The following is a 20,150-nucleotide window of genomic DNA, read 5'->3' as shown; positions in this document are numbered from 1 at the left end:
GAGCTGTCAGAAGGGCGCCTGGTGCGCCAGCGTGCCGGCCGTGAGCGGCGCCGCATCGGCTGGCCAGGTGTCGGCGATGCGGCCATGCCGCCAGACCGCTTCGCACGCCGCTTCGAAGGCCGGCTGCTTCGCTGCCAGCGCGGCACCGATCATGCCGGCCAGCACGTCGCCGGTGCCGGCTGTTGCGAGCCGCGCGTTGCCTGTGAGATTGAGCACCGCCGGCACACTGCTGTCGCCGGCGATCACCGTGCCTGAGCCTTTGAGCACGGCGACGACACCGAAGCGCGACGCAAGCTTGCGGGCTGCAGCCAGTCGGTCTGCCTGAACGTCGCTGGCCGTGCAGCCCAGCAGGCGCGCTGCTTCCAGCGGATGGGGTGTGATCACGGTGGGCCGTCCACGTCGAGCGCGCGACGCGAGTTGCGTCTGCAAGGTGCTGTCCATGGCAATGGCATTGAGCGCATCGGCATCGAGCACCAGCGCGGCCGCGCTCGCCAGCACGCGCGGCAGCACTGTGCGGACGTCGGTGCCGCCCCCGCAGCCGCAGACTGTGGTCATGTCCGAGAGGTCGAGTGCGTTGGCATCCCGCAGCATCAACTCGGGCTGTGCCATATCGACCGGCGCGGCGCTTGCATCGAGCAGCCCGACGAACACTCGGCCGGCGCCCGCATGCAGCGCGGCCGACCCGGCCAGCAACGCGGCGCCCGCCATGCCGGACGCGCCTCCGATCACCGCGACATCGCCGTAGCTGCCCTTGTGCGATGCGTGGGTGCGCCGCTGTGTCCTGGGAGCGCCCGCCAGGCGCGCGGTCGGTTGCTCGGCGCCCTTGCCGCAGCCCAGGTCGTCGAACCACACCGTGCCCGCCGCGTCGCGGCCATGCGCGGTGAAGAGCCCGGGCTTCAGAGTCAGGAAGGTCAAGCAGAAACGGGCCGTGTCCGCATGGGCGCCGATGCTGTGCGAAAGAAGCCCCGTGTCCGCGTTCAATCCGGATGGGACGTCGACGCTGAGCACCGGCTGGCCTCCCGTATCCATTTCCTGAAGCCACTCGGCCATGACGCCTTCGGGCGGCCGGGTCGATCCGATGCCGAGCAGCGCGTCGATCGCCAGTTCGTATTCGGCGGGCGGTTGCCGCTTGAAGATGACGCTGGCGTCGCGGGCGCGCTGCAGCGATGCCTTGGCATCGGGCGGCAGCCGGTTTTCGTCGCCCAGGAATGTGACGATCGGCATGAAGCCCCGATGCTGCAACTGCGCCGCTGCTTCGAAGCCGTCGCCGCCGTTGTTGCCCGGCCCGCAGGCGATCCAGATCGTGCGGGCATGTGGCGCGATCGCCATGGCGAGCCGCGCGACTGCGAGGCCGGCGCGCCGCATCAGCGTGTGAGCGGGCAGGGCGGCTGCCGCGGCCTGCTCGATGTGGCGCGTTGCCGCGATGTCGAACAGGTCGGCGACGGTGGCGGAGGTGATGCGGTGCATCGGCCCATTTTGCCCGCCCTATGATCGACGAATGAAGCTCAAGAGCCTTGGCTGGCTGCTGGTCCTGCTGCTCGCGGGGATCGTCTTTTTCCTGATGGCGGCGCTGGCGTGGATCGCTGGCGTTGGGTGGTCGCTCGGCTTGCTGGGCCTGGTCTGGGGCATCTTCCTTCTGGCCGAAGTGAAGCGGTGGGTGCCGTTGCGCGACGTGGCGTGGGTTGCGGGCGTTGCCTATGGAGTCGGCATGATCCGCTGGTTCGACCTGCCGGTCGAGGGACTTTCGGCCGCGCAGCGTTGGCTGATGATGGGCGCGGACCTGTTGTGCCTTGTCTTCTTTGCGCTCATTGCGCCCGCGCTGCTGGCGTGGGTCGCCGAGAGGCTCAGGCCGGCGGCGGAGCCCGATCTGCCGGTCGAGGCGCCGCCCAGCCCCGAAATGCTTCGGCGCTGGGACCCTAGAGACTGAGCCGCTCGACGCCCAGGCCCTCGAGATCGACGCCCGGATCGCGTCCGCCGATCAGATCACCCAGCACGCGCGCACTGCCGCACGACAGCGCCCAGCCGCTCGAACCATGGCCCAGGTTGAGCCATACCCCGGGAATACCGCTCGCGCCCAGCACCGGCGGACCATCGGGGAGCATCGGCCGCGCGCCTTTCCATTGCTGCACGCCCGATTGCAGCGTCGCCGCGCCCGGAAACCAGTCGTGCAGCACCTTGTAGAGCGTTTGGATCGCGGCCGGATTCATCGTGTCGAGCGAGCCGCCGATTTCCGCGCTGCCGGCCACGCGCACGCGCTGGCCCAGGCGCGAGATGGCGACTTTGTAGCGCTCGTCCATCACCGCGCTGCGCGGTGCGTTGAGCGGCTCGCGCACCGGCGCGCTGACCGAGTGGCCGTAGACCGGCGCGAGCGGAATGCGAAGGCCCAGCGGCCGCAGCAGCGTCGCCGAGGCCAGGCCGGCGCAGACGATCACGGCGTCGAAGCGCAGCGCTTCGGAGCCGCTGGCGAGCGACAGCGAGGTGGGCGCCGCGCGGCTCAGTGGCGCGATGTCGCAGTTGAAGTGAAACTGCGCGCCGTGCGCCTCGGCCTCCCACTTGAGCAGCAGCGCGAACTGGCGGCAGTTGGCGACTTCGTCTTCCGGCAGGTGAATGGCGCCTGCCAGAGGGGTGTCGGTGTTGAGCGCGGGCTCGATCCGCCGGGCTTCGTCCGCATCGACTTCGCGGAACACGCTGCCGGCCGTTCGCAGCACTTCGAGGCCGGGCTGGATCAGCTTTTTCTCGCGCTTGGAGCGCAGCAGCACGAGATAGCCGTCGCTGCGTTCGTAGCTGAGCTCTCGCGCTTCGGTCACCTCGTGCAGCCGGGTACGGCTGTAGAAAGCGAGGCGCTGCATGCGGGCGCGGTTGGCGAGGTAGGTCTCGAGCTTGCAGGCCTTCTGCCAGCGCGACATCCAGCCGAGGTCGCGCGTGCCCAGCGGCCAGCGCAGCTTGATGGCGCCGTGCGAGGAGAGCAGCGAGCGCAGTACCTTCATGCGCATGCCCGGCGCAGCCCATGGCGTGACGTAGCCCGGCGCAACCACGCCGGCATTGGCGAAACTGGCTTCTTCGGCCGCGGCGCCGCGACGCTCGAACACGGTCACTTCATGGCCGTCGGAGACCAGTTCCCAGGCGGTGGTGACGCCGATGATGCCGGCGCCCACGATCGCGATTTTCATTGATTGTTCAGAGGTAAAAGAGATGGCTGACGCTCGTGAAGAGGCGTGGACAGCTATTGGTTCTGCAGCGCCCGCTCCGCCTGCAGGGCGAGGGCGAGCACGGCGTCATCATGCAGCGCGGCGTGCCACAGCATCAGGCCGACCGGCAATTCGCCGGCGGTGTGGCAGGGCAACGAGATGGCGCAGCCGTCGAGCATGTTGACGATCGACGGGTTGCGCAGCAGCAATGCATTGACGCGGAAGAATTCATCGTCGCGCTCGGCGCCCGGTGCCACGCTGGCAATGGACGGCGCGGTGATGGGCACGGTCGGCGAGAGCACGGCGTCGAAGGGCGCAAGCGCCGTCTCGACGCGGGCGATCCAGGCGCGCCGGGCGTTGATCAGGTCGATGTACTCGTGCGCCTTCATCGCGGCGCCGCGCAGAATGCGCTGGGCCACGCGCGGGTCGTAGCCCGCGCCGCTTCGCTCCAGCAGCAGGCGGTGCCAGGCGTGCGATTCGGCTGCCGAGAAGCCGCCGGTGGCATTGATGGATGGCAGGTCGGCCAGTTCGGGGAGCTCGATCTCCTCGATGCGGGTGCCCGTGGCGCGAAGCGTTTTCAGCGCGCGTTCGAAGGCGGTAGCCACGGCGGGCTCGATGCCGTCGAAGAAAACGTTCTTCACGATGGCCATCCTGTAGGCGGCGAGTGGGGCCGTACCGGCCCTCACGCGGCGTGCCGAGAGGATTTCGTGCGCGGTGATCGCATCGCGCACCGAGCGCGTCATGGCGCAGACGGTGTCGAGCGTGGTTGAGAGCGGCAGCGCGCCGTCCGCCGGCACGAGGCGGGCGGTGTTCTTGAAGCCGACGACGCCATTCAGCGCGGCCGGGATACGGATCGAGCCGCCGGTGTCGGAGCCCAGGCCGATGAAGGCGGCGCCGCTGGCCACCGAGATCGCCGCACCGGAAGAGGAGCCGCCAGGGATGCGTGGGGTGGCCGAGTCGCTCACGTTGGCCGGCGTCCCGTGGTGCGGATTGACGCCCACGCCCGAGAAGGCGAACTCGCTCATGTTGGTGCGGCCTGTGAGCACGCCGCCTGCTGCGCGGAGCCGGGCCACCGCGACGGCATCGGCCTTGGCAGCCGGTGCGTGGGACAAGACGACGGAGCCCGCGGAAGTCGGTTGGCCGGCGATGTCGAACAGATCCTTGGACGTGAAGGCGAGTCCGGCGAGCCTGCTTTCGGGGTTGGCCTTGGCGGCGTCCCGGCGGGCTTCGTCGAACATCGTCCGGGTGAAAACGTGGGCGCAGGCCGGCGACTGGGAAATTTCTATGGCGCGCTCCATTTCGGTGCGTGCATCGGAGCCACCTGCCTGAAGGGTGAGACGGGCGGCGTGAAGGTCGTTCATGGAGGTGGCTGCGGGTGCCGCGGGCGGCTCGGTTCAAGGGGGAAAGAGCGGCTGCGGCCGTGCTATACTCTTTGGGTTTCGCTGGTCGAGCGACGGCTCCCGTTGCATCCAGTCAAACACATCCGCAAACCAGCCCAATCAAGGTGTTGTGACTCCATTCGAAAGGAGCACAAAACGGGCTGGATTTTAGACCCAACCTTTGGAGTAATTTCTAATGTCTACCACCATGCGCGAAATGCTGGAAGCCGGTGTCCATTTCGGTCACCAAACCCGCTTCTGGAACCCCAAGATGGCTCCGTTCATCTTCGGCCATCGCAACAAGATTCACATCATCAACCTGGAAAAGTCGCTCCCGATGTTCCAGGACGCGATGAAGTACGCCAAGCAACTCACGGCCAACCGCGGCACGATCCTGATGGTCGGCACGAAGCGCCAGGCCCGTGAAATCGTCGCAGCGGAAGCCCGCCGCGCCGGCGTGCCTTTCGTCGATACCCGCTGGCTCGGCGGCATGCTGACCAACTTCAAGACCGTCAAGACCTCGATCAAGCGTCTGAAGGACATGAAGGCCCAGCAAGAAGCCGGCCTCGACAGCCTGAGCAAGAAGGAGCAACTGACCTTCTCGCGCGAGATCGCGAAGCTCGAAAAGGACATCGGCGGCATCCAGGACATGGCTGCATTGCCCGACGCCATCTTCGTGATCGACGTGGGCTTCCACAAGATCGCCGTGGCCGAAGCCAAGAAGCTCGGCATTCCGCTGATCGGTGTGGTCGACTCCAACCATTCGCCCGAAGGCATCGACTACGTGATCCCCGGTAACGACGACTCGTCCAAGGCCGTCACGCTGTACGCCCGCGGCATCGCCGACGCCATCATCGAAGGCCGCAACAGCGCCGGCGGTGACGTGGTCAAGGCCATTGCCGAAGGCAGCACCGATGAATTCGTCGAAGTCGAAGAAAGCGCTTCGGCCTGATTGGCGCTCTCGCGAGCCTGAAGAAGGGGCTTTGGTGCCCCTTTTTTTTAACCTGATTTTTGGATTTACGGAGATACAACAATGGCTGCAATCACCGCAAGCATGGTCGGCGAACTGCGCGCAAAGACCGACGCGCCGATGATGGAATGCAAGAAGGCCCTGACCGAGGCCGAAGGCAACATGGAAAAGGCCGAAGAGTTGCTGCGCATCAAGCTAGGCAACAAGGCTGGCAAGGCGTCGGGCCGCATCACCGCCGAAGGCGTGGTCACGGCTTTCGTCGACGGCGCTGCCGGCGGCATGATCGAAATCAACTGCGAAACCGACTTCGTCACCAAGAACGACAGCTTCCTGGCCCTGGCCAACGCTGCCGCGATGCTGGTCGCCAAGAACAACCCCGCAGACATCGCCGCACTGGGCGCGCTGCCCTATGAGCAAGACGGCTTCGGCCCCACGCTCGAAGACGTGCGCAAGGGCCTGATCGGCAAGATCGGCGAGAACATGAGCTTCCGCCGCTTCAAGCACTTCGCGGGCAATGGCAAGCTGGCTTCGTACCTGCACGGCACGCGCATCGGCGTGATGGTGGAGTTCGAGGGCGACGACACGTCGGCCAAGGACGTCGCGATGCACATCGCCGCCATGAAGCCGGTCGCCATCCAGGCATCGGATGTGCCTGCCGACCTGATCGAAAAAGAGCGCGCCGTTGCTGCCGGCAAGGCCGAAGAAGACCGCAAGACGGCCGAAGCCGAAGGCAAGAAGCCACAGCCTGCCGACATCGTTGCCAAGCGCATCGAAGGCGGCGTGCAGAAGTACCTCAAGGAAGTCTCGCTGCACAACCAGCCGTTCGTGAAGAACGACAAGCAGACCGTCGAGCAGATGCTCAAGGCCGCCAACACCTCGATCAAGGGCTTCACCCTGTACGTGGTCGGCGAAGGCATCGAGAAGAAGGTCGACGACTTCGCCGCCGAAGTGGCCGCGCAGGTTGCAGCCGCCAAGGCCGCTGCTTAAGCCATAAGGCTTCCAACGACGGCGCGTGCTCGCGTGCCGTCGTTTTTTCATCGCTACGTTTTACACTCGTCACCGCCAACTCAAAGGAAATTGCCCATGTCTGATGCCCGCCCAGCCCACAAGCGAATCTTGTTGAAGCTGTCGGGAGAGGCGTTGATGGGCGATGACGCCTTCGGCATCAACCGCGCGACCATCGTTCGCATGGTCCAGGAAGTGGCCGAGGTGGTGAACATGGGCGTCCAGGTGGCGGTCGTGATCGGCGGCGGCAACATCTTCCGCGGCGTGGCTGGCGGTTCGGTCGGCATGGACCGCGCCACGGCCGACTACATGGGCATGCTGGCCACCGTGATGAACTCGCTGGCACTCGCCGACGCGATGGACAAGCAGGGCCTCGTGGCCCGCGTGATGTCCGCCATCGCGATCGAGCAGGTGGTCGAGCCTTACGTGCGCCCCAAGGCCTTGCAATACCTCGAAGAGGGCAAGGTCGTGGTGTTCGCAGCCGGTACCGGCAATCCGTTCTTCACCACCGACACGGCCGCTGCGCTGCGCGGTGCCGAGATCGGTGCCGAGCTGGTGCTCAAGGCCACCAAGGTGGATGGCGTCTATTCCGCCGACCCCAAGACCCACCCCGACGCAACGCGCTACGTCTCGCTCAGTTTCGACGAGGCGATCGCAAAGAATCTCGGCATCATGGACGCCACGGCCTTCGCGCTGTGCCGCGACCAGAAGCTGCCGATCAAGGTGTTCTCGATCCTCAAGAACGGCGCGTTCAAGCGCGTCGTCATGGGCGAGGACGAGGGCACGCTGGTGCATGCCTAGGAGTATTTGAGATGACCATTGCAGACATCCGCAGTGCGACCGACGCGAAGATGAATCAGTCGCTCGCCGCATTCCAGAACAACCTCACCAAGATCCGCACGGGTCGCGCCAACTCGGCGCTGCTCGACTCGATCCATGTCGAGTACTACGGCTCGCAAGTGCCGTTGAGCCAGGTGGCCAACGTGTCGGTGCTCGACTCGCGCACCATCAGCGTCCAGCCCTGGGAAAAGGGCATGGGCGCCAAGATCGAGAAGGCCATCCGCGAAAGCGACCTGGGCCTGAACCCCGCGTCGATGGGCGACCTGATCCGCGTTCCGTTGCCTGCCATGAGCGAAGAGCGCCGCAAGGAAATGACCAAGCTGGTCCGCAATGAAGGCGAAACCGCCAAGGTCGCCACGCGCAACCTGCGCCGCGACGCGAACGAGGCGGTCAAGAAGCTGGTGAAGGACAAGCTGGCTTCCGAGGACGACCAGAAGCGCGCCGAAGCCGACATCCAGAAGGTCACCGACCGCCATATCGCGGAAATCGACCGCCTGGTCGCGGCCAAGGAAGCGGAGATCATGGCCGTTTGAGGCCTGCCATGGCCTCGTCGTCGCCGCACATTCCCCGCCACGTTGCCATCGTCATGGACGGCAACGGCCGGTGGGCGACGCGGCGATTCATGCCTCGCGTGGCGGGGCACAAGCAGGGCGTCGAATCGCTGCGCCGCTGCGTCAAGGCCTGCGCCGACCGCGGCGTGGGCGTGCTCACCGTGTTCGCGTTTTCCTCGGAGAACTGGAACCGTCCGGCCGAAGAAGTCTCAGGCCTGATGTCGCTGATGGTGGGGGCGCTGGCGCGCGAGGTGCCGCGCTTGAGCCGCGATGGCGTCCGGCTGCATTTCATCGGCGAACGCGGCGGCCTGTCTGCCAAGCTGGTGGCGGGGCTGGTGAGCGCCGAAGAGGCGACCGCGCACAACACGCGGCTCGTGCTCAACGTCTGCTTCAACTACGGCGGGCGCTGGGACATTGCCCAGGCCGCAGCGAAGCTGGCCGAGCAGGGCCTGCCGATGACCGAGATGAACATGGACCGCGCGATGGCGCTGGCCCATGTGCCCGACCCCGACCTGTTCATCCGCACCGGCGGCGAGCAACGGCTGTCGAATTTCCTGCTCTGGCAGAGTGCTTACGCCGAACTGTTCTTCAGCGACAAGCTCTGGCCCGAGTTCGACGAGGCCGCGCTGGACGAGGCGATCGCCGTGTTCCAGAGCCGCGAGCGCCGCTTCGGCCAAACTTCGGCACAGGTCTCGACGGCCGCGGCCTGAAGACCTCACAACTTACCGCATGCTCAAACAACGCATCCTCACGGCGATCGTGCTGCTCGCGATCCTGCTGCCAGCGCTGTTCTATCGACACTACGTTCCATTTGCCTGCGTGATGCTGGTGCTGATCGGCGCTGGCGCGTGGGAGTGGGGGCGCCTCAACGGCTACGGCCAGGGCATGTCGCTGTTCCTCGGTGCCGAGACGGTGCTGCTCTGCGGGCTTTCGTGGTGGCTGGGCCTGCTCGAACAACCCCTGATCCTGATGTGGACCCTGGCCAGTGCGGCCTGGGTGCTCGGCGGCGCGGCATTGCTGCGCGTGGCGGTGCCGGGCTGGCCCCGCATTCCGCGCGGGCTGCGCCTGGTCGGCGGCCTGCTGGCGCTCTGGGTCGCCTGGCTCGCGGCGGTGCAGGCCCGCATGGTCGGCATCAATTTCCTGTTGTCGATCCTGGTGCTGGTCTGGGTGGCGGATGTGTTCGCCTATTTCGCGGGCCGGGCATTCGGCCTGAAGTTCACGCGCGGCAAGCTGGCCCCGGCGATCAGCCCTGGCAAGAGCTGGGAAGGCGTGTGGGGCGGGATGATCGGCGTCATCGTGCTGGCCTTTGCCTGGGTCTGGGCCGACCGGTACTTCGGCGCGACGGTGCCGAGCCTCTACACCCGCCTGTACGAGCGCGGCTGGTGGCTGCTGCTGATTGGGGCGGTGTTTCTCGCCGCGATGAGCGTCGTCGGCGACCTGGTCGAATCGCTCATCAAGCGCAGCGCCGGTGCAAAGGACAGCAGCCGGCTGCTTCCGGGCCATGGCGGTGTGCTCGATCGCGTGGATGCCCTCTTGCCGGCACTTCCCATTGCCATGATGCTGGCCTTCCTGTGAACACTCCCAAACAACGCGTCACCGTGCTGGGCTCGACCGGGTCGGTCGGTGTGAGCACGCTGGACGTCATTGCGCGGCACCCCGAGCGCTTCGAGGTGTTTGCGCTGTCCGCCGCAACCAGGGTGGACGAGATGCTCGCGCAGTGCGCACAGTTCTCGCCGCAGTTCGTCGTCATGGCGAGCGCGCCGCATGCCGAGCAACTGGCTGAGAAGCTCAAGCGAAACGGCCTGAAGACGCGTGTGTTGATGGGCGCGGACGCTGTTGAAAACATCGCCTCGCACGAAGACGTCGACGCCGTCATGGCGGCCATCGTCGGCGCTGCCGGGCTTGGGCCGTGCCTGGCCGCTGCGCGTGCAGGCAAGCGTTTGCTGCTGGCCAACAAGGAAGCCCTGGTCGTCGGCGGCGAACTGTTCATGCGCACGGTGCGAGAGGGCGGCGCCACGCTGCTGCCCATCGACAGCGAGCACTCGGCCATCTTCCAGTCGCTGCCGGAAGACCCCTCCACCTGGGCGCGCCGCATCGACAAGATCATCCTGACCGCCTCGGGCGGTCCATTCCGCACCCGCGCGCCCGATACCTTGGGGGCCGTGACGCCCGAACAGGCTTGCGCCCATCCGAACTGGGTCATGGGCCGCAAGATATCGGTCGACTCGGCCACGATGATGAACAAGGCGCTCGAAGTGATCGAGGCCCGCCACCTGTTCGGCGTCTCGCCCGAGCAGATCGAGGTCGTCATCCATCCGCAGAGCGTGGTGCACTCGATGGTGCAGTTCACCGATGCATCGGTCATCGCCCAGCTCGGCACGCCCGACATGCGGGTGCCGATCGCGGTCGGCCTGGCCTGGCCCGAGCGCATCGAGAGCGGGGCGGCGCGGCTCGACTTCCGACAGATGGCGTCGCTGACCTTCGATGCGCCCGATGCAGCGCTGTTCCCGGGCCTGGGTCTGGCGTGGCATGCATTGCGCGCCGCACCTGGCACGACGGCGGTGCTCAACGCGGCCAACGAGGTTGCTGTCGAGGCGTTTCTGGATCGGCGCCTGCGTTTCGACCGAATTCATGCGGTCAACATGGAAACTTTGGAAACGGTCACCCCCTCCAAGCCGGCATCGCTGGCCGACCTGCTGGCGCTCGATGCCAGCGCCCGGGCGGCAGCCAATGCCGCGGCGCTGCGTTTCGCAGCCTGATTTTTCCCATTCGTCGAGGATCCGATGCTCACTGTCATAGCCTTTGTGGTTGCACTTGGCGTCCTCATCGCTGTGCACGAGTACGGTCACTACCGTGTCGCGGTCGCCTGTGGCGTCAAGGTGGAGCGCTTTTCGGTCGGGTTCGGCAAGGTGCTGCTGCGTTGGCAGCCCAAGCGCCAGCATCCGGGGCAGCAGACCGAATTCGTCATCGGAGCCTTTCCGCTGGGCGGCTACGTCAAGATGCTCGATGAGCGCGAAGGGCCGGTGGCGCCCGAGGAGCGGCATCGGGCCTTCAACACCCAGCCCCTGAGGTCGCGCGCGGCCATCGTCGCGGCCGGGCCCATCGCCAACCTGCTGCTGGCAGTCGCGCTCTACACGGCCGTCAACTGGATCGGGGTGGAAGAGCCGGTTGCCAGGCTGGCGCGGCCTGTGGCGGCTTCGCTGGCCGAGGCGGCCGGCCTGCGCGGGGGGGAACATATCACGCGCGCCGGTTTCGACGGCGACCTCACGCCGGTCCAGTCCTTCGAGGATCTGCGCTGGCGCATGACGCAGGGTGCGCTCGACAGCCGAGATCTCACGCTCGAAGTGGAGGGCGCAGACGGCAAGCCCGCCCGGCAGCTGGTGCTGCCATTGAGCCGGATGGAGGCCAAGGACGCCGATCCGCAGATGTTCCGCAAGATCGGCCTCCTCGCGCCCCTGACCCGCCCGGAGATCGGTGAGGTCATGGCCGGCGGTGCCGGCGAGCTGTCGGGACTGCGCAAGGGCGACCTGGTGCGTGCCATCGGCGATACGGCCATCTACGACGGCCAACAGCTGCGCGAGGTGATCCGGGCGTCGGTCGACGGCGGTCAGCCGCGCACCCAGGCCTGGCAGATCCAGCGCGCTGGCCAGTCACTCACGCTCGAGGTGAAACCCGAGGTGCGTGAGGAGGGGGCCGTCAAGGTCGGCCGCATCGGCGCTTATGTCGGCGCGCCGCCCGACATGGTGACGGTGCGCCAGGGCCCGGTCGACGGCGTCTGGCGCGGTGTGGTGCGCACGTGGGAGATGTCCGCATTGACCGTTCGCATGATGGTCAAGATGGTGACGGGGCAGGCGTCGCTGAAGAATCTGAGCGGTCCGCTGACCATTGCCGACTACGCGGGCAAGTCCGCGAGCCTGGGCCTGACCCAGTACCTGATCTTCCTTGCGGTCATCAGCGTGAGCCTGGGCGTGCTCAATCTCATGCCGCTGCCAGTCCTCGATGGGGGACACCTGATGTATTATCTTTGGGAGGGCCTGACCGGCAAAAGCGTCTCTGACGCCTGGATGGAACGGCTTCAGCGCGGCGGTGTCGCCTTGCTGCTGGTCATGATGTCGGTCGCACTCTTCAACGACGTCACGCGGCTCTTTGGTTAACTTTCTGCCGGCCCTTTCCGTGCCGGCTCAATTCACAGATGAACAAAAACTCCAATCGCTTTCGCCTGCGTAGCGTTGTCGCGGTGGTCGCCAGTGCGCTTGCGGCCACGGCAGCCTGGGCCGTCGAGCCTTTCACGGTGCGCGACATTCGCGTCGAAGGCTTGCAACGCGTCGAGGCCGGCACGATCTTCGCGTCGCTGCCGCTGCGCGTGGGCGATACCTACAGCGACGAACGCGGCTCGGCCGCCATTCGCGCGCTGTTCGACCTGGGGTTGTTCAAGGACGTGCGCATCGACGTCAACGGCAATGTGCTGGTGGTGATCGTCGAGGAGCGCCCGACCATCGCGGACGTCGATTTCGTCGGCGCCAAGGAATTCGAGAAAGCGGCGCTGCAAAAGGCGCTGCGTGAAATCGGCCTGACCGACGGCCGTCCGTACGACAAGGCGCTGGCCGACCGCGCGGAGCAGGAGCTCAAGCGCCAGTACGTGAGCCGCAGCCTCTACAACGCGCAGGTCGTGACCACCGTCACGCCGATCGAGCGCAATCGCGTCAACCTGACATTCACCGTCACCGAAGGCGAATCGGCCCGCATCCGCGAAGTGCACGTGGTCGGCAACAAGGCCTTCAGCGAATCGACGCTGCTGAGCCTGTTCGACCAGGACAGCGGCGGCTTCATGAGCTGGTACACCAAGTCCAACCAGTACTCGCGTGCCAAGCTCAACGCCGACCTCGAAACGCTTCGCTCGTACTACATCACGCGCGGCTACCTCGAGTTCCGCATCGAATCGACCCAGGTCGCCATTTCGCCCGATCGCAAGGACCTGACGGTCACGGTCAACATCAGCGAAGGCGAGAAGTTCGTGGTGGCCGGCGTCAAGCTCGACGGCAACTACCTGGGCCGCGACGATGACTTCAAGTCGCTGATCACCATCAAGCCCGGCGAGCCCTACAACGGCGAGCAGGTCACGGAAACCACCAAGGCCTTCAGCGACTATTTCGGCACCTTCGGCTACGCGTTTGCCCGCGTGCAGGCACGTCCGGAGATCGACCGCGTGAACAACCGCGTGACGCTCACGCTGCAGGCCGAACCGTCGCGCCGCGTGTACGTGCGCCGCGTGTCCGTCGGCGGCAACAACAAGACCCGCGACGAAGTGATCCGCCGCGAGTTCCGCCAGTACGAAGCCTCCTGGTACGACGGCGACAAGATCAAGCTCTCGCGCGACCGCGTCGACCGCCTTGGCTTCTTCACCGAAGTGAACGTCGAGACCCAGGAAGTGCCCGGATCGCCCGACCAGGTGGACCTGACCGTCAACGTGGCCGAGAAGCCCACCGGCAGCCTGCAGCTCGGCGCCGGCTACTCGAGCGCCGAGAAGGTTGCGCTGACCTTCGGCATCTCGCAGGAAAACGTGTTCGGCTCGGGCAATTTCCTGGGCGTGCAGGTCAATACCAGCAAGTACAACCGCACGTTGTCGCTGACCACCACCGATCCGTATTTCACGAAGGACGGTATCTCGCGCACGATCAGCGTCTATCACACGACGACGCGTCCGTATTCGTCGACCACCGACGGCGACTACAAGTTGGTCAACCAGGGTGCGTCGATCCGTTTCGGCGTGCCTTTCAGCGAAATCGACACCGTGTTCTTCGGCGTCGGACTCGAACGGTACGCCTTCGATCCGAACACTACGACTTCCTTTTCGGGCTTGTTCACGCCGCCGTCCTACCTGCGCTACTTCCAGTGCGCCAAGGATGCGTCAGGCCTGTTCGTGACCGAGTGCGCCCAGAAGAGCGTCTGGGGCGTGCCGCTCACCATCGGCTGGGGTCGAGACAGCCGCGACAGCGCGTTGATTCCGACCACCGGGCGTCTGCAGCGTGCCAACCTCGAGCTTGGCGTTGGCGGCGACATGCAGTACATCAAGACGAACTACCAGTACCAACAGTTCTTCGCGATCAACAAGCAATACACCTTTGCCGTCAACGGCGATGTGGGCTATGCGAAGGCCCTGGGCAGCAAGGTCTATCCGATCTTCAAGAACTTCTATGCGGGCGGCCTGGGCTCGGTCCGCGGCTTCGAGCAGAACTCGCTCGGTCCGCGCGACGTGCCGCTGTTCGGCCAGACCGATGGCGCAGCGCTGGGCGGTACCAAGAAGGCGGTTTTCAACGCTGAGCTCAGCACACCGTTCCCAGGTGCCGGCAACGACCGCACGCTGCGCCTTTATGGTTTCTTCGACATCGGCAATGTGTTCGGTTCGCGCGCTGCCGGCCTGACCGACGAGCAATGGAAGGCGCAGAAGAAGTTGCGCGCTTCCGTCGGCCTCGGGATCAGTTGGATCTCGCCGCTTGGCCCGCTGCGCCTGGCTTATGCCTTCCCCGTCATGTCCCAAAAGGAAGTGCTGGATCCGAATACCGGCTTTGTCGTGATCCCGAAGGATAGAATTCAGCGCCTCCAATTCCAGATCGGAACGTCTTTCTAAATGAAGCATTTGATTCGCGCCGCAGCTGGTGCGTTGTTGATTCCCGCTTTCGTGCTCGCTGCTGCGCCCGCCCAGGCGCAGGAGACGTTTCGCATCGGCTTTGTCAATCCGGACCGTGTGCTGCGTGAGGCGCAACCGGCGAAGGCAGCCCAGGCCAAGCTCGAAGCCGAGTTTCTCAAGCGCGAGAAGGACCTGACCGCGCAGGGCGACGCATTGAAGACCGCCTCGGAACGGTTCGAGCGCGAAGCGCCGACCATCTCCGAAAGCCAGCGGGCGACTCGCCAGAAGGCGCTGATCGACCAGGACCGCGAATTCCAGCGCCGCCGCCGCGAGTTTCAGGAAGACCTGAATGCGCGCAAGAACGAAGAGCTTCAACAGGTCTACGAGCGCGCCAACCGCGTCGTGAAGCAGGTCGCCGAGGCGGAAAAGTACGACGCCATCCTGCAGGAAGCGATCTACATCAATCCGAAGCACGACATCACCGACAAGGTGATCAAGGCGCTGAATGCGTCGGTCGGCTCTTCAGCGCCTGCGGCCGGCAAATAACGCCGCGAACCGGCGTGTCACTGCAGCTCGGAGCCATCGTTGACGCCCTGGGGGGCGAGCTTCATGGAGATGCCATGCTGTCCATCGAGCGGCTCTCGCCGCTCCAGAATGCACAGCCCGATGCGCTCAGTTTCCTGAGCCATCCCAAATACCAGCAGGAACTCGCGGCCTCGAAGGCCGGCTGCGTGATCGTGTCGCCTGCCATGCAGGAGGCGGCTGCGGCGCGCGGTGCGTTCATCGTCACGCCCGATCCCTACTTCTACTTTGCGCGCCTGACGCAGCTCTGGAAGTCGCACCACGCGCGCCCGGAGGCCGATCTCATTCATCCGTCCGCCGTGATCCACCCGGGAGCCCAAGTCGACGCCACGGCGCGCATCGGTGCGCTCTGCGTGGTGGAACGGGGCGCCCGCATCGGCGCGGGTACCGTGCTGAAGTCCCGCGTGACGGTCAGCGAAGACTGCATGATCGGCGAGCGCTGCCTGCTCCATCCCGGGGTAGTGATCGGGGCTGATGGCTTCGGGCTCGCGCTTCATCAGGGCGCGTGGGTCAAGATCGAACAGCTGGGCGCGGTGCGCATCGGCAACGACGTGGAGATCGGTGCCAACACCTGCATCGACCGCGGCGCGCTCGACGACACTGTGATCGAAGACGGCGTGAAGCTCGACAACCTGATCCAGATCGGCCACAACGTGCGCGTCGGCAAGAACACCGCAATGGCGGGCTGCGTCGGCGTGGCCGGCAGCGCCACCATCGGCGCCAACTGCACCTTCGGCGGCGGTGCCATCGTGCTGGGTCATCTCACGGTGGCAGACGGCGTGCATGTGTCCGCCGCGACCGTGGTGACGCGCTCCATCCACAAGGCCGGCCAGTACACCGGCATGTTTCCCATCGATGACAATGCGAGCTGGGAAAAGAATGCGGCAACGCTCAAGCAGTTGCACAGCCTGCGCGAACGACTGAAGGCGCTGGAGAAGGCTCCCCCGAAAAAATGACGACGATGCAGGAACAGAAAATCATGACGACGACGCTCGATATCCATCAAATCCTCAAGCTGCTTCCCCATCGCTATCCGTTCCTGCTGGTGGACCGCGTGCTGGACATGGAGAAGGGCAAGCGCATCACGGCGCTCAAGAACGTGACGATGAACGAGCCGTTCTTCAACGGCCACTTCCCGCACCGTCCGGTGATGCCGGGCGTGCTGATGCTCGAAGCCATGGCGCAGGCTGCGGCGCTTCTGTCGTTCCATTCACTGGATATCGTGCCGGACGACAACACCGTCTACTACTTCGCCGCCATCGACGGCGCCCGCTTCAAGCGCCCCGTGGAGCCCGGTGACCAGCTCACGCTCGAAGTCGAGATCGAACGCATGAAGGCCGGTATTTCCAAGTTCAAGGGCCGCGCGCTGGTGGGCAGCGAACTGGCCTGCGAAGCCACGCTGATGTGCGCCATGCGCCAGATCAGCTGATCCGGCCGCCGTCGCTTGCAAGGCATGACCCAGGTTCACCCGACAGCGCTCGTCGACCCCCAGGCCCAACTCGACGCCTCGGTTTCGGTCGGGCCCTACACCGTCATCGGCCCGCATGTGCACGTCGGGGCGGGGACCACCATCGGCGCGCATTGCGTGATCGAAGGGCGCACGACCATCGGGCGCGACAACAGGATTTTTCAGTTCTCGTCACTCGGCGCGATACCGCAAGACAAGAAATATGCGGGCGAACCGACCGAGCTCGTCATCGGCGACCGCAACGTCATTCGTGAGTTCTGCACCTTCAACCTCGGCGTGCCGGGAGCAGGGGGCGTGACCAGTGTCGGCAACGACAACTGGATCATGGCGTACACGCACATCGCGCACGACTGCCATGTCGACAACCACACCACGTTGTCCAACAACACGACGCTGGCGGGCCATGTGCACCTGGCCGACTGGGTCACGATCGGTGGGCTCACCGGCATCCACCAGTTCGTCTCGATCGGCGCGCATGCCATGGTCGGCTTCGCGAGTGCAATCACGCAGGACGTGCCCCCGTTCATGTTGGTCGACGGCAATCCGCTGGCGGTTCGCGGCTTCAACGTCGTGGGCTTGCGCCGGCGCGATTTTTCGGCGCAGCGGCTGGCAGCGGTCAAGCAGATGCACAAGCTGCTGTATCGCCAGGGCAAGACGCTCGAAGAGGCGCGTGCGGGCATTTCCGCACTGACTGCCGAAATGCCCGAGGCGGCCGGCGACGTCGCCTTGATGGAATCCTTCCTCGCAAACTCGACGCGCGGCATCGCGCGTTGACGTGACGATGATGCAGACAGCCGAACAGCGACGTTTCGCGCTGGTCGCGGGTGAAGCCTCCGGCGACCTGCTCGCGGGCTTGCTGCTCGACGGCCTCCAGGCGCGCTGGCCCCACCTCCAGACCGCCGGCATCGGCGGACCCCGCATGCTCGCGCATGGCTTCCAGAGCTGGTGGCCGCAGGAAAAGCTCGCGGTGCGTGGCTACATCGAGGTGCTGCGGCACTACCCCGAGATCGCCGGCATTCGCCGCCAATTGAAGGCCCGGCTGCTCCAGGAGAGGCCCGAGCTGTTCATCGGCGTCGACGCGCCCGATTTCAACCTCGATCTCGAAGCCGGGCTACGCAGCCAGGGCATCAAGACCGTGCATTTCATCTGTCCGTCGATCTGGGCTTGGCGGCCCAAGCGCATCGAGAAGGTCAGGGCCGCGGCCGACCACGTGCTGTGCATCTTCCCGTTCGAGCCTGAGCTGCTCGAAAAACAGGGCGTTGCCGCGAGCTACGTGGGGCACCCGATTGCCAACGTGATCCCGATGACGCCCGACCGTGCCGCCGCCCGTGCCGCCGTCGGCTTGGCGCCCGACGCGCAGGTCGTCGCCTTGCTGCCTGGGAGCCGCCGGTCCGAGATCCGCTACCTGGCCGACCGGTTTTTCGCTGCCGCAGCGCTGATGCAAAAGGCGCGGCCAGAACTCCAGTTCGTCGCACCCATCCTTCCGGGGCTGCGCGCCGAAGTGGACGCATTCCTTCAGGCCAGCGGCATGGCGGGCCGGGTAAAGCTGCTCGATGGCCAGTCGCACGCCGCGCTTGCCGCTTGCGACGTCACGCTGATCGCCAGCGGTACCGCGACGCTCGAGGCAGCGCTCTTCAAGCGGCCGATGGTCATTGCGTACAACATGAACGGGCTCTCGTGGCGCCTGATGCAGCGCAAGCAATTGCAGCCTTGGGTCGGATTGCCCAATATCCTGTGCCGCGAGTTCGTGGTGCCCGAGCTGCTGCAGGAAGCCGCCACGCCCGCGGCGCTGGCCCAGGCCACGCTGGCCTGGCTCGACGCGCCAGGGAAGACGCAAGCCCTGCAACAAAGATTTTCCGAGCTGCACGTGCAATTGCAGCGCGATACGCCCACACTTTGCGCCGATGCGATCCAGAAAGTTCTTGAAGGCTGAGCAGGCCCGTCTGGTCTGGGATGCGCCAGGCCTGCTTGCAGGCGTGGACGAAGCCGGCCGTGGCCCGCTGGCTGGCCCTGTGGTGGCCGCGGCAGTGATCCTCGACGACACCCGGCCGATCCGCGGACTGGCCGACTCCAAGACCCTCACGCCTTTGCAGCGCGAGCGCCTGCACGACCAGATCCTGGCCAAGGCCCTTTGCTGCTCCATTGCCCAGGCGAGCGTCGAGGAAATCGACACGCACAACATCCTGCAGGCCACGATGCTTGCCATGCGCCGCGCAGTCGAAGGCTTGCGCCTGAAGCCGGCGAAGGTGCTGGTCGACGGCAACCGCCTGCCGACGCTGGATGTGCTGGCCGAAGCCGTGGTCAAGGGCGATGCGCTGGTCAAGGCGATATCCGCTGCATCGATCCTGGCCAAGGTCCATCGCGATCGCCTCTGCGAGCAATTGCACATCGAGTTTCCGAACTACGGCTTCGCGGGCCACAAGGGGTACGGGACGCCGGAGCACCTGGAGGCGCTGCAGCGACACGGCGCCTGCGTGCACCATCGCAGGTCGTTCAGCCCGGTGGCTGCTGCGCTGGCCCGGACGGCGGCGGGCGAAACGCTGGTCATCGAGACCGTGTCGGCCACCCCCGTGGTATTTGCAACAACGGTCGAGACCGTGCACCTCGACCTGCGCGCCGCACCCTGATTTCCCGATGACCACCGACACCGGCGCGAGCCACGTCAGTTCGCGCGACAACCCGCTGCTCAAGGACCTGCGCAAGCTCGCCCAGGACCCCGGCGCCTACCGCAAGCTGGGACGCATCTGGCTTGAAGGCGATCACCTGTGCCGGGCGGCTCTGGCGCGCGGCGTCAAGCCGGCGATTGCGGTGTTTTCGGAATCTTTTTGGCCGACTGCTCCGGCCGAATGGGGCATGAGTGCCGTCAAAACCGTAGTTGTCGCCGACGATCTGCTGCGCGGCGTCAGCGGGCTGGAATCGCCGGCGCCGATGGGCTTCGTGCTCGATCTGCCGGCGCGGCCGGCGGTGATCCCCGATGCCCCGAGCGTGGTGCTCGATCGCCTGCAGGACGCCGGCAATGCCGGGTCCATCCTGCGCAGCGCGGCCGCTTTCGGCTTCACCCAGGTGATCGCGCTCAAGGGCACGGCTGCGCTCTGGGCGCCGAAGGTGCTGCGCGCCGGCATGGGCGCCCATTTCGGCCTGCGGCTGATCGAGGGTGTGGAGGCTGACCTTCTCGACGGCCTGAAGGTGCCACTGCTGGCGACCAGTTCGCACCATGGCGACTGGCTCCACAAGGCCCGCTTGCCGTACCCCTGCGCCTGGCTGATGGGGCACGAAGGGCAGGGCGTCTCGCCAGCGCTGGAAGCCCGCGCGACCCATCACATCCGCATTGCCCAGCCCGGCGGCGAGGAATCGCTCAACGTGGCCGCCGCCGCCGCGATCTGCCTGCATGCAAGCGGAGCGGCCCTTCAGGCCGGATAAGCCCGCAGTCCGGGCTACAATCGGGGGCTTACTCGCAATAGCGTCGCCCGGCCGCCTTTAACGCCAAAATCCCCTTGAAGCAAGTCCGCAGGCAACGCGCCTGGGGCTCCGGGCGACCG

The 20,150-nt window shown here is 65.9% G+C and carries 20 protein-coding genes; 17 read left to right on the top strand and 3 right to left on the bottom strand.

Features of this window, described 5'->3' with window-relative positions:
• Nucleotides 1-6: 6 nt before the first annotated feature.
• Nucleotides 7-1,467: an NAD(P)H-hydrate dehydratase gene (locus M2282_RS01195; RefSeq protein WP_280806979.1), complete on the bottom strand. Its 1,461-nt coding sequence runs from the start codon at nucleotides 1,465-1,467 to the stop codon at nucleotides 7-9.
• Between the two features lie 31 nt (nucleotides 1,468-1,498).
• On the opposite strand from M2282_RS01195, the gene M2282_RS01190 reads away from it, so the two are divergent.
• Nucleotides 1,499-1,927 (top strand): hypothetical protein, encoded by a 429-nt coding sequence (locus M2282_RS01190; protein ID WP_280806978.1) that lies wholly within the window; start codon nucleotides 1,499-1,501, stop codon nucleotides 1,925-1,927.
• On the opposite strand, the gene M2282_RS01185 is transcribed toward M2282_RS01190, so the two are convergent.
• Nucleotides 1,917-3,170, bottom strand: coding sequence for a D-amino acid dehydrogenase (locus tag M2282_RS01185; protein WP_280806977.1), 1,254 nt, complete (start codon nucleotides 3,168-3,170; stop codon nucleotides 1,917-1,919). The two genes, M2282_RS01190 and M2282_RS01185, sit on opposite strands and share 11 nt — an antisense overlap.
• A 53-nt stretch (nucleotides 3,171-3,223) precedes the next feature.
• Nucleotides 3,224-4,549 carry an amidase gene (locus tag M2282_RS01180; RefSeq protein ID WP_280806976.1) on the bottom strand — a complete coding sequence of 442 codons (1,326 nt, stop codon included), beginning with the start codon at nucleotides 4,547-4,549 and terminating at the stop codon, nucleotides 3,224-3,226.
• 214 nt (nucleotides 4,550-4,763) lie between these two features.
• Here M2282_RS01180 and rpsB point away from each other — a divergent pair, with 214 nt between their 5' ends.
• The 16 genes from rpsB (at nucleotide 4,764) to M2282_RS01100 (ending at nucleotide 20,031) form a co-directional block, all read left to right on the top strand.
• Nucleotides 4,764-5,519 (top strand): 30S ribosomal protein S2, encoded by a 756-nt coding sequence (gene rpsB / locus M2282_RS01175; RefSeq protein ID WP_280806975.1) that lies wholly within the window; start codon nucleotides 4,764-4,766, stop codon nucleotides 5,517-5,519.
• An 81-nt stretch (nucleotides 5,520-5,600) separates the two neighbouring features.
• Complete coding sequence (gene tsf, locus M2282_RS01170; protein ID WP_280806974.1) at nucleotides 5,601-6,524, top strand: translation elongation factor Ts; 924 nt, start codon at nucleotides 5,601-5,603, stop codon at nucleotides 6,522-6,524.
• 96 nt (nucleotides 6,525-6,620) lie between these two features.
• Nucleotides 6,621-7,343: a UMP kinase gene (gene pyrH / locus M2282_RS01165; RefSeq protein ID WP_280806973.1), complete on the top strand. Its 723-nt coding sequence runs from the start codon at nucleotides 6,621-6,623 to the stop codon at nucleotides 7,341-7,343.
• Between the two features lie 11 nt (nucleotides 7,344-7,354).
• Nucleotides 7,355-7,915: a ribosome recycling factor gene (frr, locus tag M2282_RS01160; RefSeq protein ID WP_198787573.1), complete on the top strand. Its 561-nt coding sequence runs from the start codon at nucleotides 7,355-7,357 to the stop codon at nucleotides 7,913-7,915.
• An 8-nt stretch (nucleotides 7,916-7,923) separates the two neighbouring features.
• A complete protein-coding gene (gene uppS, locus M2282_RS01155) occupies nucleotides 7,924-8,643 on the top strand; it encodes a polyprenyl diphosphate synthase (RefSeq protein WP_280806972.1) in 720 nt (239 codons plus the stop codon).
• Between the two features lie 19 nt (nucleotides 8,644-8,662).
• Nucleotides 8,663-9,508, top strand: a complete 846-nt coding sequence (locus M2282_RS01150; protein ID WP_280806971.1) for a phosphatidate cytidylyltransferase — start codon at nucleotides 8,663-8,665, stop codon at nucleotides 9,506-9,508.
• Nucleotides 9,505-10,692, top strand: coding sequence for a 1-deoxy-D-xylulose-5-phosphate reductoisomerase (gene ispC / locus M2282_RS01145; RefSeq protein ID WP_280806970.1), 1,188 nt, complete (start codon nucleotides 9,505-9,507; stop codon nucleotides 10,690-10,692). Before M2282_RS01150 ends, ispC begins: the two co-directional genes overlap by 4 nt.
• Nucleotides 10,693-10,716: 24 nt before the next feature.
• Entirely contained in the window at nucleotides 10,717-12,087 is a 1,371-nt protein-coding gene (gene rseP, locus M2282_RS01140; protein ID WP_280806969.1) for an RIP metalloprotease RseP, read from the top strand.
• A 38-nt stretch (nucleotides 12,088-12,125) separates the two neighbouring features.
• Nucleotides 12,126-14,561, top strand: a complete 2,436-nt coding sequence (gene bamA, locus M2282_RS01135) for an outer membrane protein assembly factor BamA (RefSeq protein ID WP_280806968.1) — start codon at nucleotides 12,126-12,128, stop codon at nucleotides 14,559-14,561.
• Complete coding sequence (locus M2282_RS01130) at nucleotides 14,562-15,107, top strand: OmpH family outer membrane protein (protein WP_280806967.1); 546 nt, start codon at nucleotides 14,562-14,564, stop codon at nucleotides 15,105-15,107. It abuts the gene before it with no gap.
• A gap of 14 nt (nucleotides 15,108-15,121) precedes the next feature.
• Nucleotides 15,122-16,099, top strand: a complete 978-nt coding sequence (lpxD, locus tag M2282_RS01125) for a UDP-3-O-(3-hydroxymyristoyl)glucosamine N-acyltransferase (RefSeq protein WP_280806966.1) — start codon at nucleotides 15,122-15,124, stop codon at nucleotides 16,097-16,099.
• 23 nt (nucleotides 16,100-16,122) lie between these two features.
• On the top strand, nucleotides 16,123-16,572 hold the full coding sequence (fabZ, locus tag M2282_RS01120; RefSeq protein ID WP_013541729.1) for a 3-hydroxyacyl-ACP dehydratase FabZ: 450 nt from the start codon (nucleotides 16,123-16,125) through the stop codon (nucleotides 16,570-16,572).
• Nucleotides 16,573-16,596: 24 nt separating this feature from the next.
• Nucleotides 16,597-17,385, top strand: coding sequence for an acyl-ACP--UDP-N-acetylglucosamine O-acyltransferase (gene lpxA, locus M2282_RS01115; protein ID WP_280806965.1), 789 nt, complete (start codon nucleotides 16,597-16,599; stop codon nucleotides 17,383-17,385).
• Between the two features lie 10 nt (nucleotides 17,386-17,395).
• Nucleotides 17,396-18,544, top strand: a complete 1,149-nt coding sequence (gene lpxB, locus M2282_RS01110; RefSeq protein ID WP_280806964.1) for a lipid-A-disaccharide synthase — start codon at nucleotides 17,396-17,398, stop codon at nucleotides 18,542-18,544.
• On the top strand, nucleotides 18,516-19,238 hold the full coding sequence (gene rnhB / locus M2282_RS01105) for a ribonuclease HII (protein WP_280806963.1): 723 nt from the start codon (nucleotides 18,516-18,518) through the stop codon (nucleotides 19,236-19,238). The genes lpxB and rnhB overlap by 29 nt, the downstream gene beginning before the upstream one ends.
• A 7-nt stretch (nucleotides 19,239-19,245) precedes the next feature.
• Nucleotides 19,246-20,031, top strand: a complete 786-nt coding sequence (locus M2282_RS01100; protein ID WP_280806962.1) for a TrmH family RNA methyltransferase — start codon at nucleotides 19,246-19,248, stop codon at nucleotides 20,029-20,031.
• Nucleotides 20,032-20,150 lie beyond the last annotated feature (119 nt).

The organism is Variovorax boronicumulans, from assembly GCF_029892485.1.
Taxonomy (GTDB): domain Bacteria; phylum Pseudomonadota; class Gammaproteobacteria; order Burkholderiales; family Burkholderiaceae_C; genus Variovorax; species Variovorax boronicumulans_B.
Note: the sequence above shows the minus strand (reverse complement) of the source record. Positions and strands in the feature narration are given on the sequence as shown.

What these genes read in the sequence shown, in the direction of transcription:
- M2282_RS01150 (WP_280806971.1), top strand. Translation starts at nt 8,663, where the DNA reads ATGCTCAAACAACGCATCCTCACGGCGATCGTGCTGCTCGCGATCCTG.
- M2282_RS01130 (WP_280806967.1), top strand. Translation starts at nt 14,562, where the DNA reads ATGAAGCATTTGATTCGCGCCGCAGCTGGTGCGTTGTTGATTCCCGCT.
- rseP (WP_280806969.1), top strand. Translation starts at nt 10,717, where the DNA reads ATGCTCACTGTCATAGCCTTTGTGGTTGCACTTGGCGTCCTCATCGCT.
- M2282_RS01185 (WP_280806977.1), bottom strand. Translation starts at nt 3,170, where the DNA reads ATGAAAATCGCGATCGTGGGCGCCGGCATCATCGGCGTCACCACCGCC.
- bamA (WP_280806968.1), top strand. Translation starts at nt 12,126, where the DNA reads ATGAACAAAAACTCCAATCGCTTTCGCCTGCGTAGCGTTGTCGCGGTG.
- lpxA (WP_280806965.1), top strand. Translation starts at nt 16,597, where the DNA reads ATGACCCAGGTTCACCCGACAGCGCTCGTCGACCCCCAGGCCCAACTC.
- frr (WP_198787573.1), top strand. Translation starts at nt 7,355, where the DNA reads ATGACCATTGCAGACATCCGCAGTGCGACCGACGCGAAGATGAATCAG.
- rpsB (WP_280806975.1), top strand. Translation starts at nt 4,764, where the DNA reads ATGTCTACCACCATGCGCGAAATGCTGGAAGCCGGTGTCCATTTCGGT.
- M2282_RS01100 (WP_280806962.1), top strand. Translation starts at nt 19,246, where the DNA reads ATGACCACCGACACCGGCGCGAGCCACGTCAGTTCGCGCGACAACCCG.
- fabZ (WP_013541729.1), top strand. Translation starts at nt 16,123, where the DNA reads ATGACGACGACGCTCGATATCCATCAAATCCTCAAGCTGCTTCCCCAT.
- M2282_RS01195 (WP_280806979.1), bottom strand. Translation starts at nt 1,467, where the DNA reads ATGCACCGCATCACCTCCGCCACCGTCGCCGACCTGTTCGACATCGCG.
- M2282_RS01190 (WP_280806978.1), top strand. Translation starts at nt 1,499, where the DNA reads ATGAAGCTCAAGAGCCTTGGCTGGCTGCTGGTCCTGCTGCTCGCGGGG.
- pyrH (WP_280806973.1), top strand. Translation starts at nt 6,621, where the DNA reads ATGTCTGATGCCCGCCCAGCCCACAAGCGAATCTTGTTGAAGCTGTCG.
- rnhB (WP_280806963.1), top strand. Translation starts at nt 18,516, where the DNA reads ATGCGATCCAGAAAGTTCTTGAAGGCTGAGCAGGCCCGTCTGGTCTGG.
- uppS (WP_280806972.1), top strand. Translation starts at nt 7,924, where the DNA reads ATGGCCTCGTCGTCGCCGCACATTCCCCGCCACGTTGCCATCGTCATG.
- tsf (WP_280806974.1), top strand. Translation starts at nt 5,601, where the DNA reads ATGGCTGCAATCACCGCAAGCATGGTCGGCGAACTGCGCGCAAAGACC.
- lpxB (WP_280806964.1), top strand. Translation starts at nt 17,396, where the DNA reads ATGCAGACAGCCGAACAGCGACGTTTCGCGCTGGTCGCGGGTGAAGCC.
- M2282_RS01180 (WP_280806976.1), bottom strand. Translation starts at nt 4,549, where the DNA reads ATGAACGACCTTCACGCCGCCCGTCTCACCCTTCAGGCAGGTGGCTCC.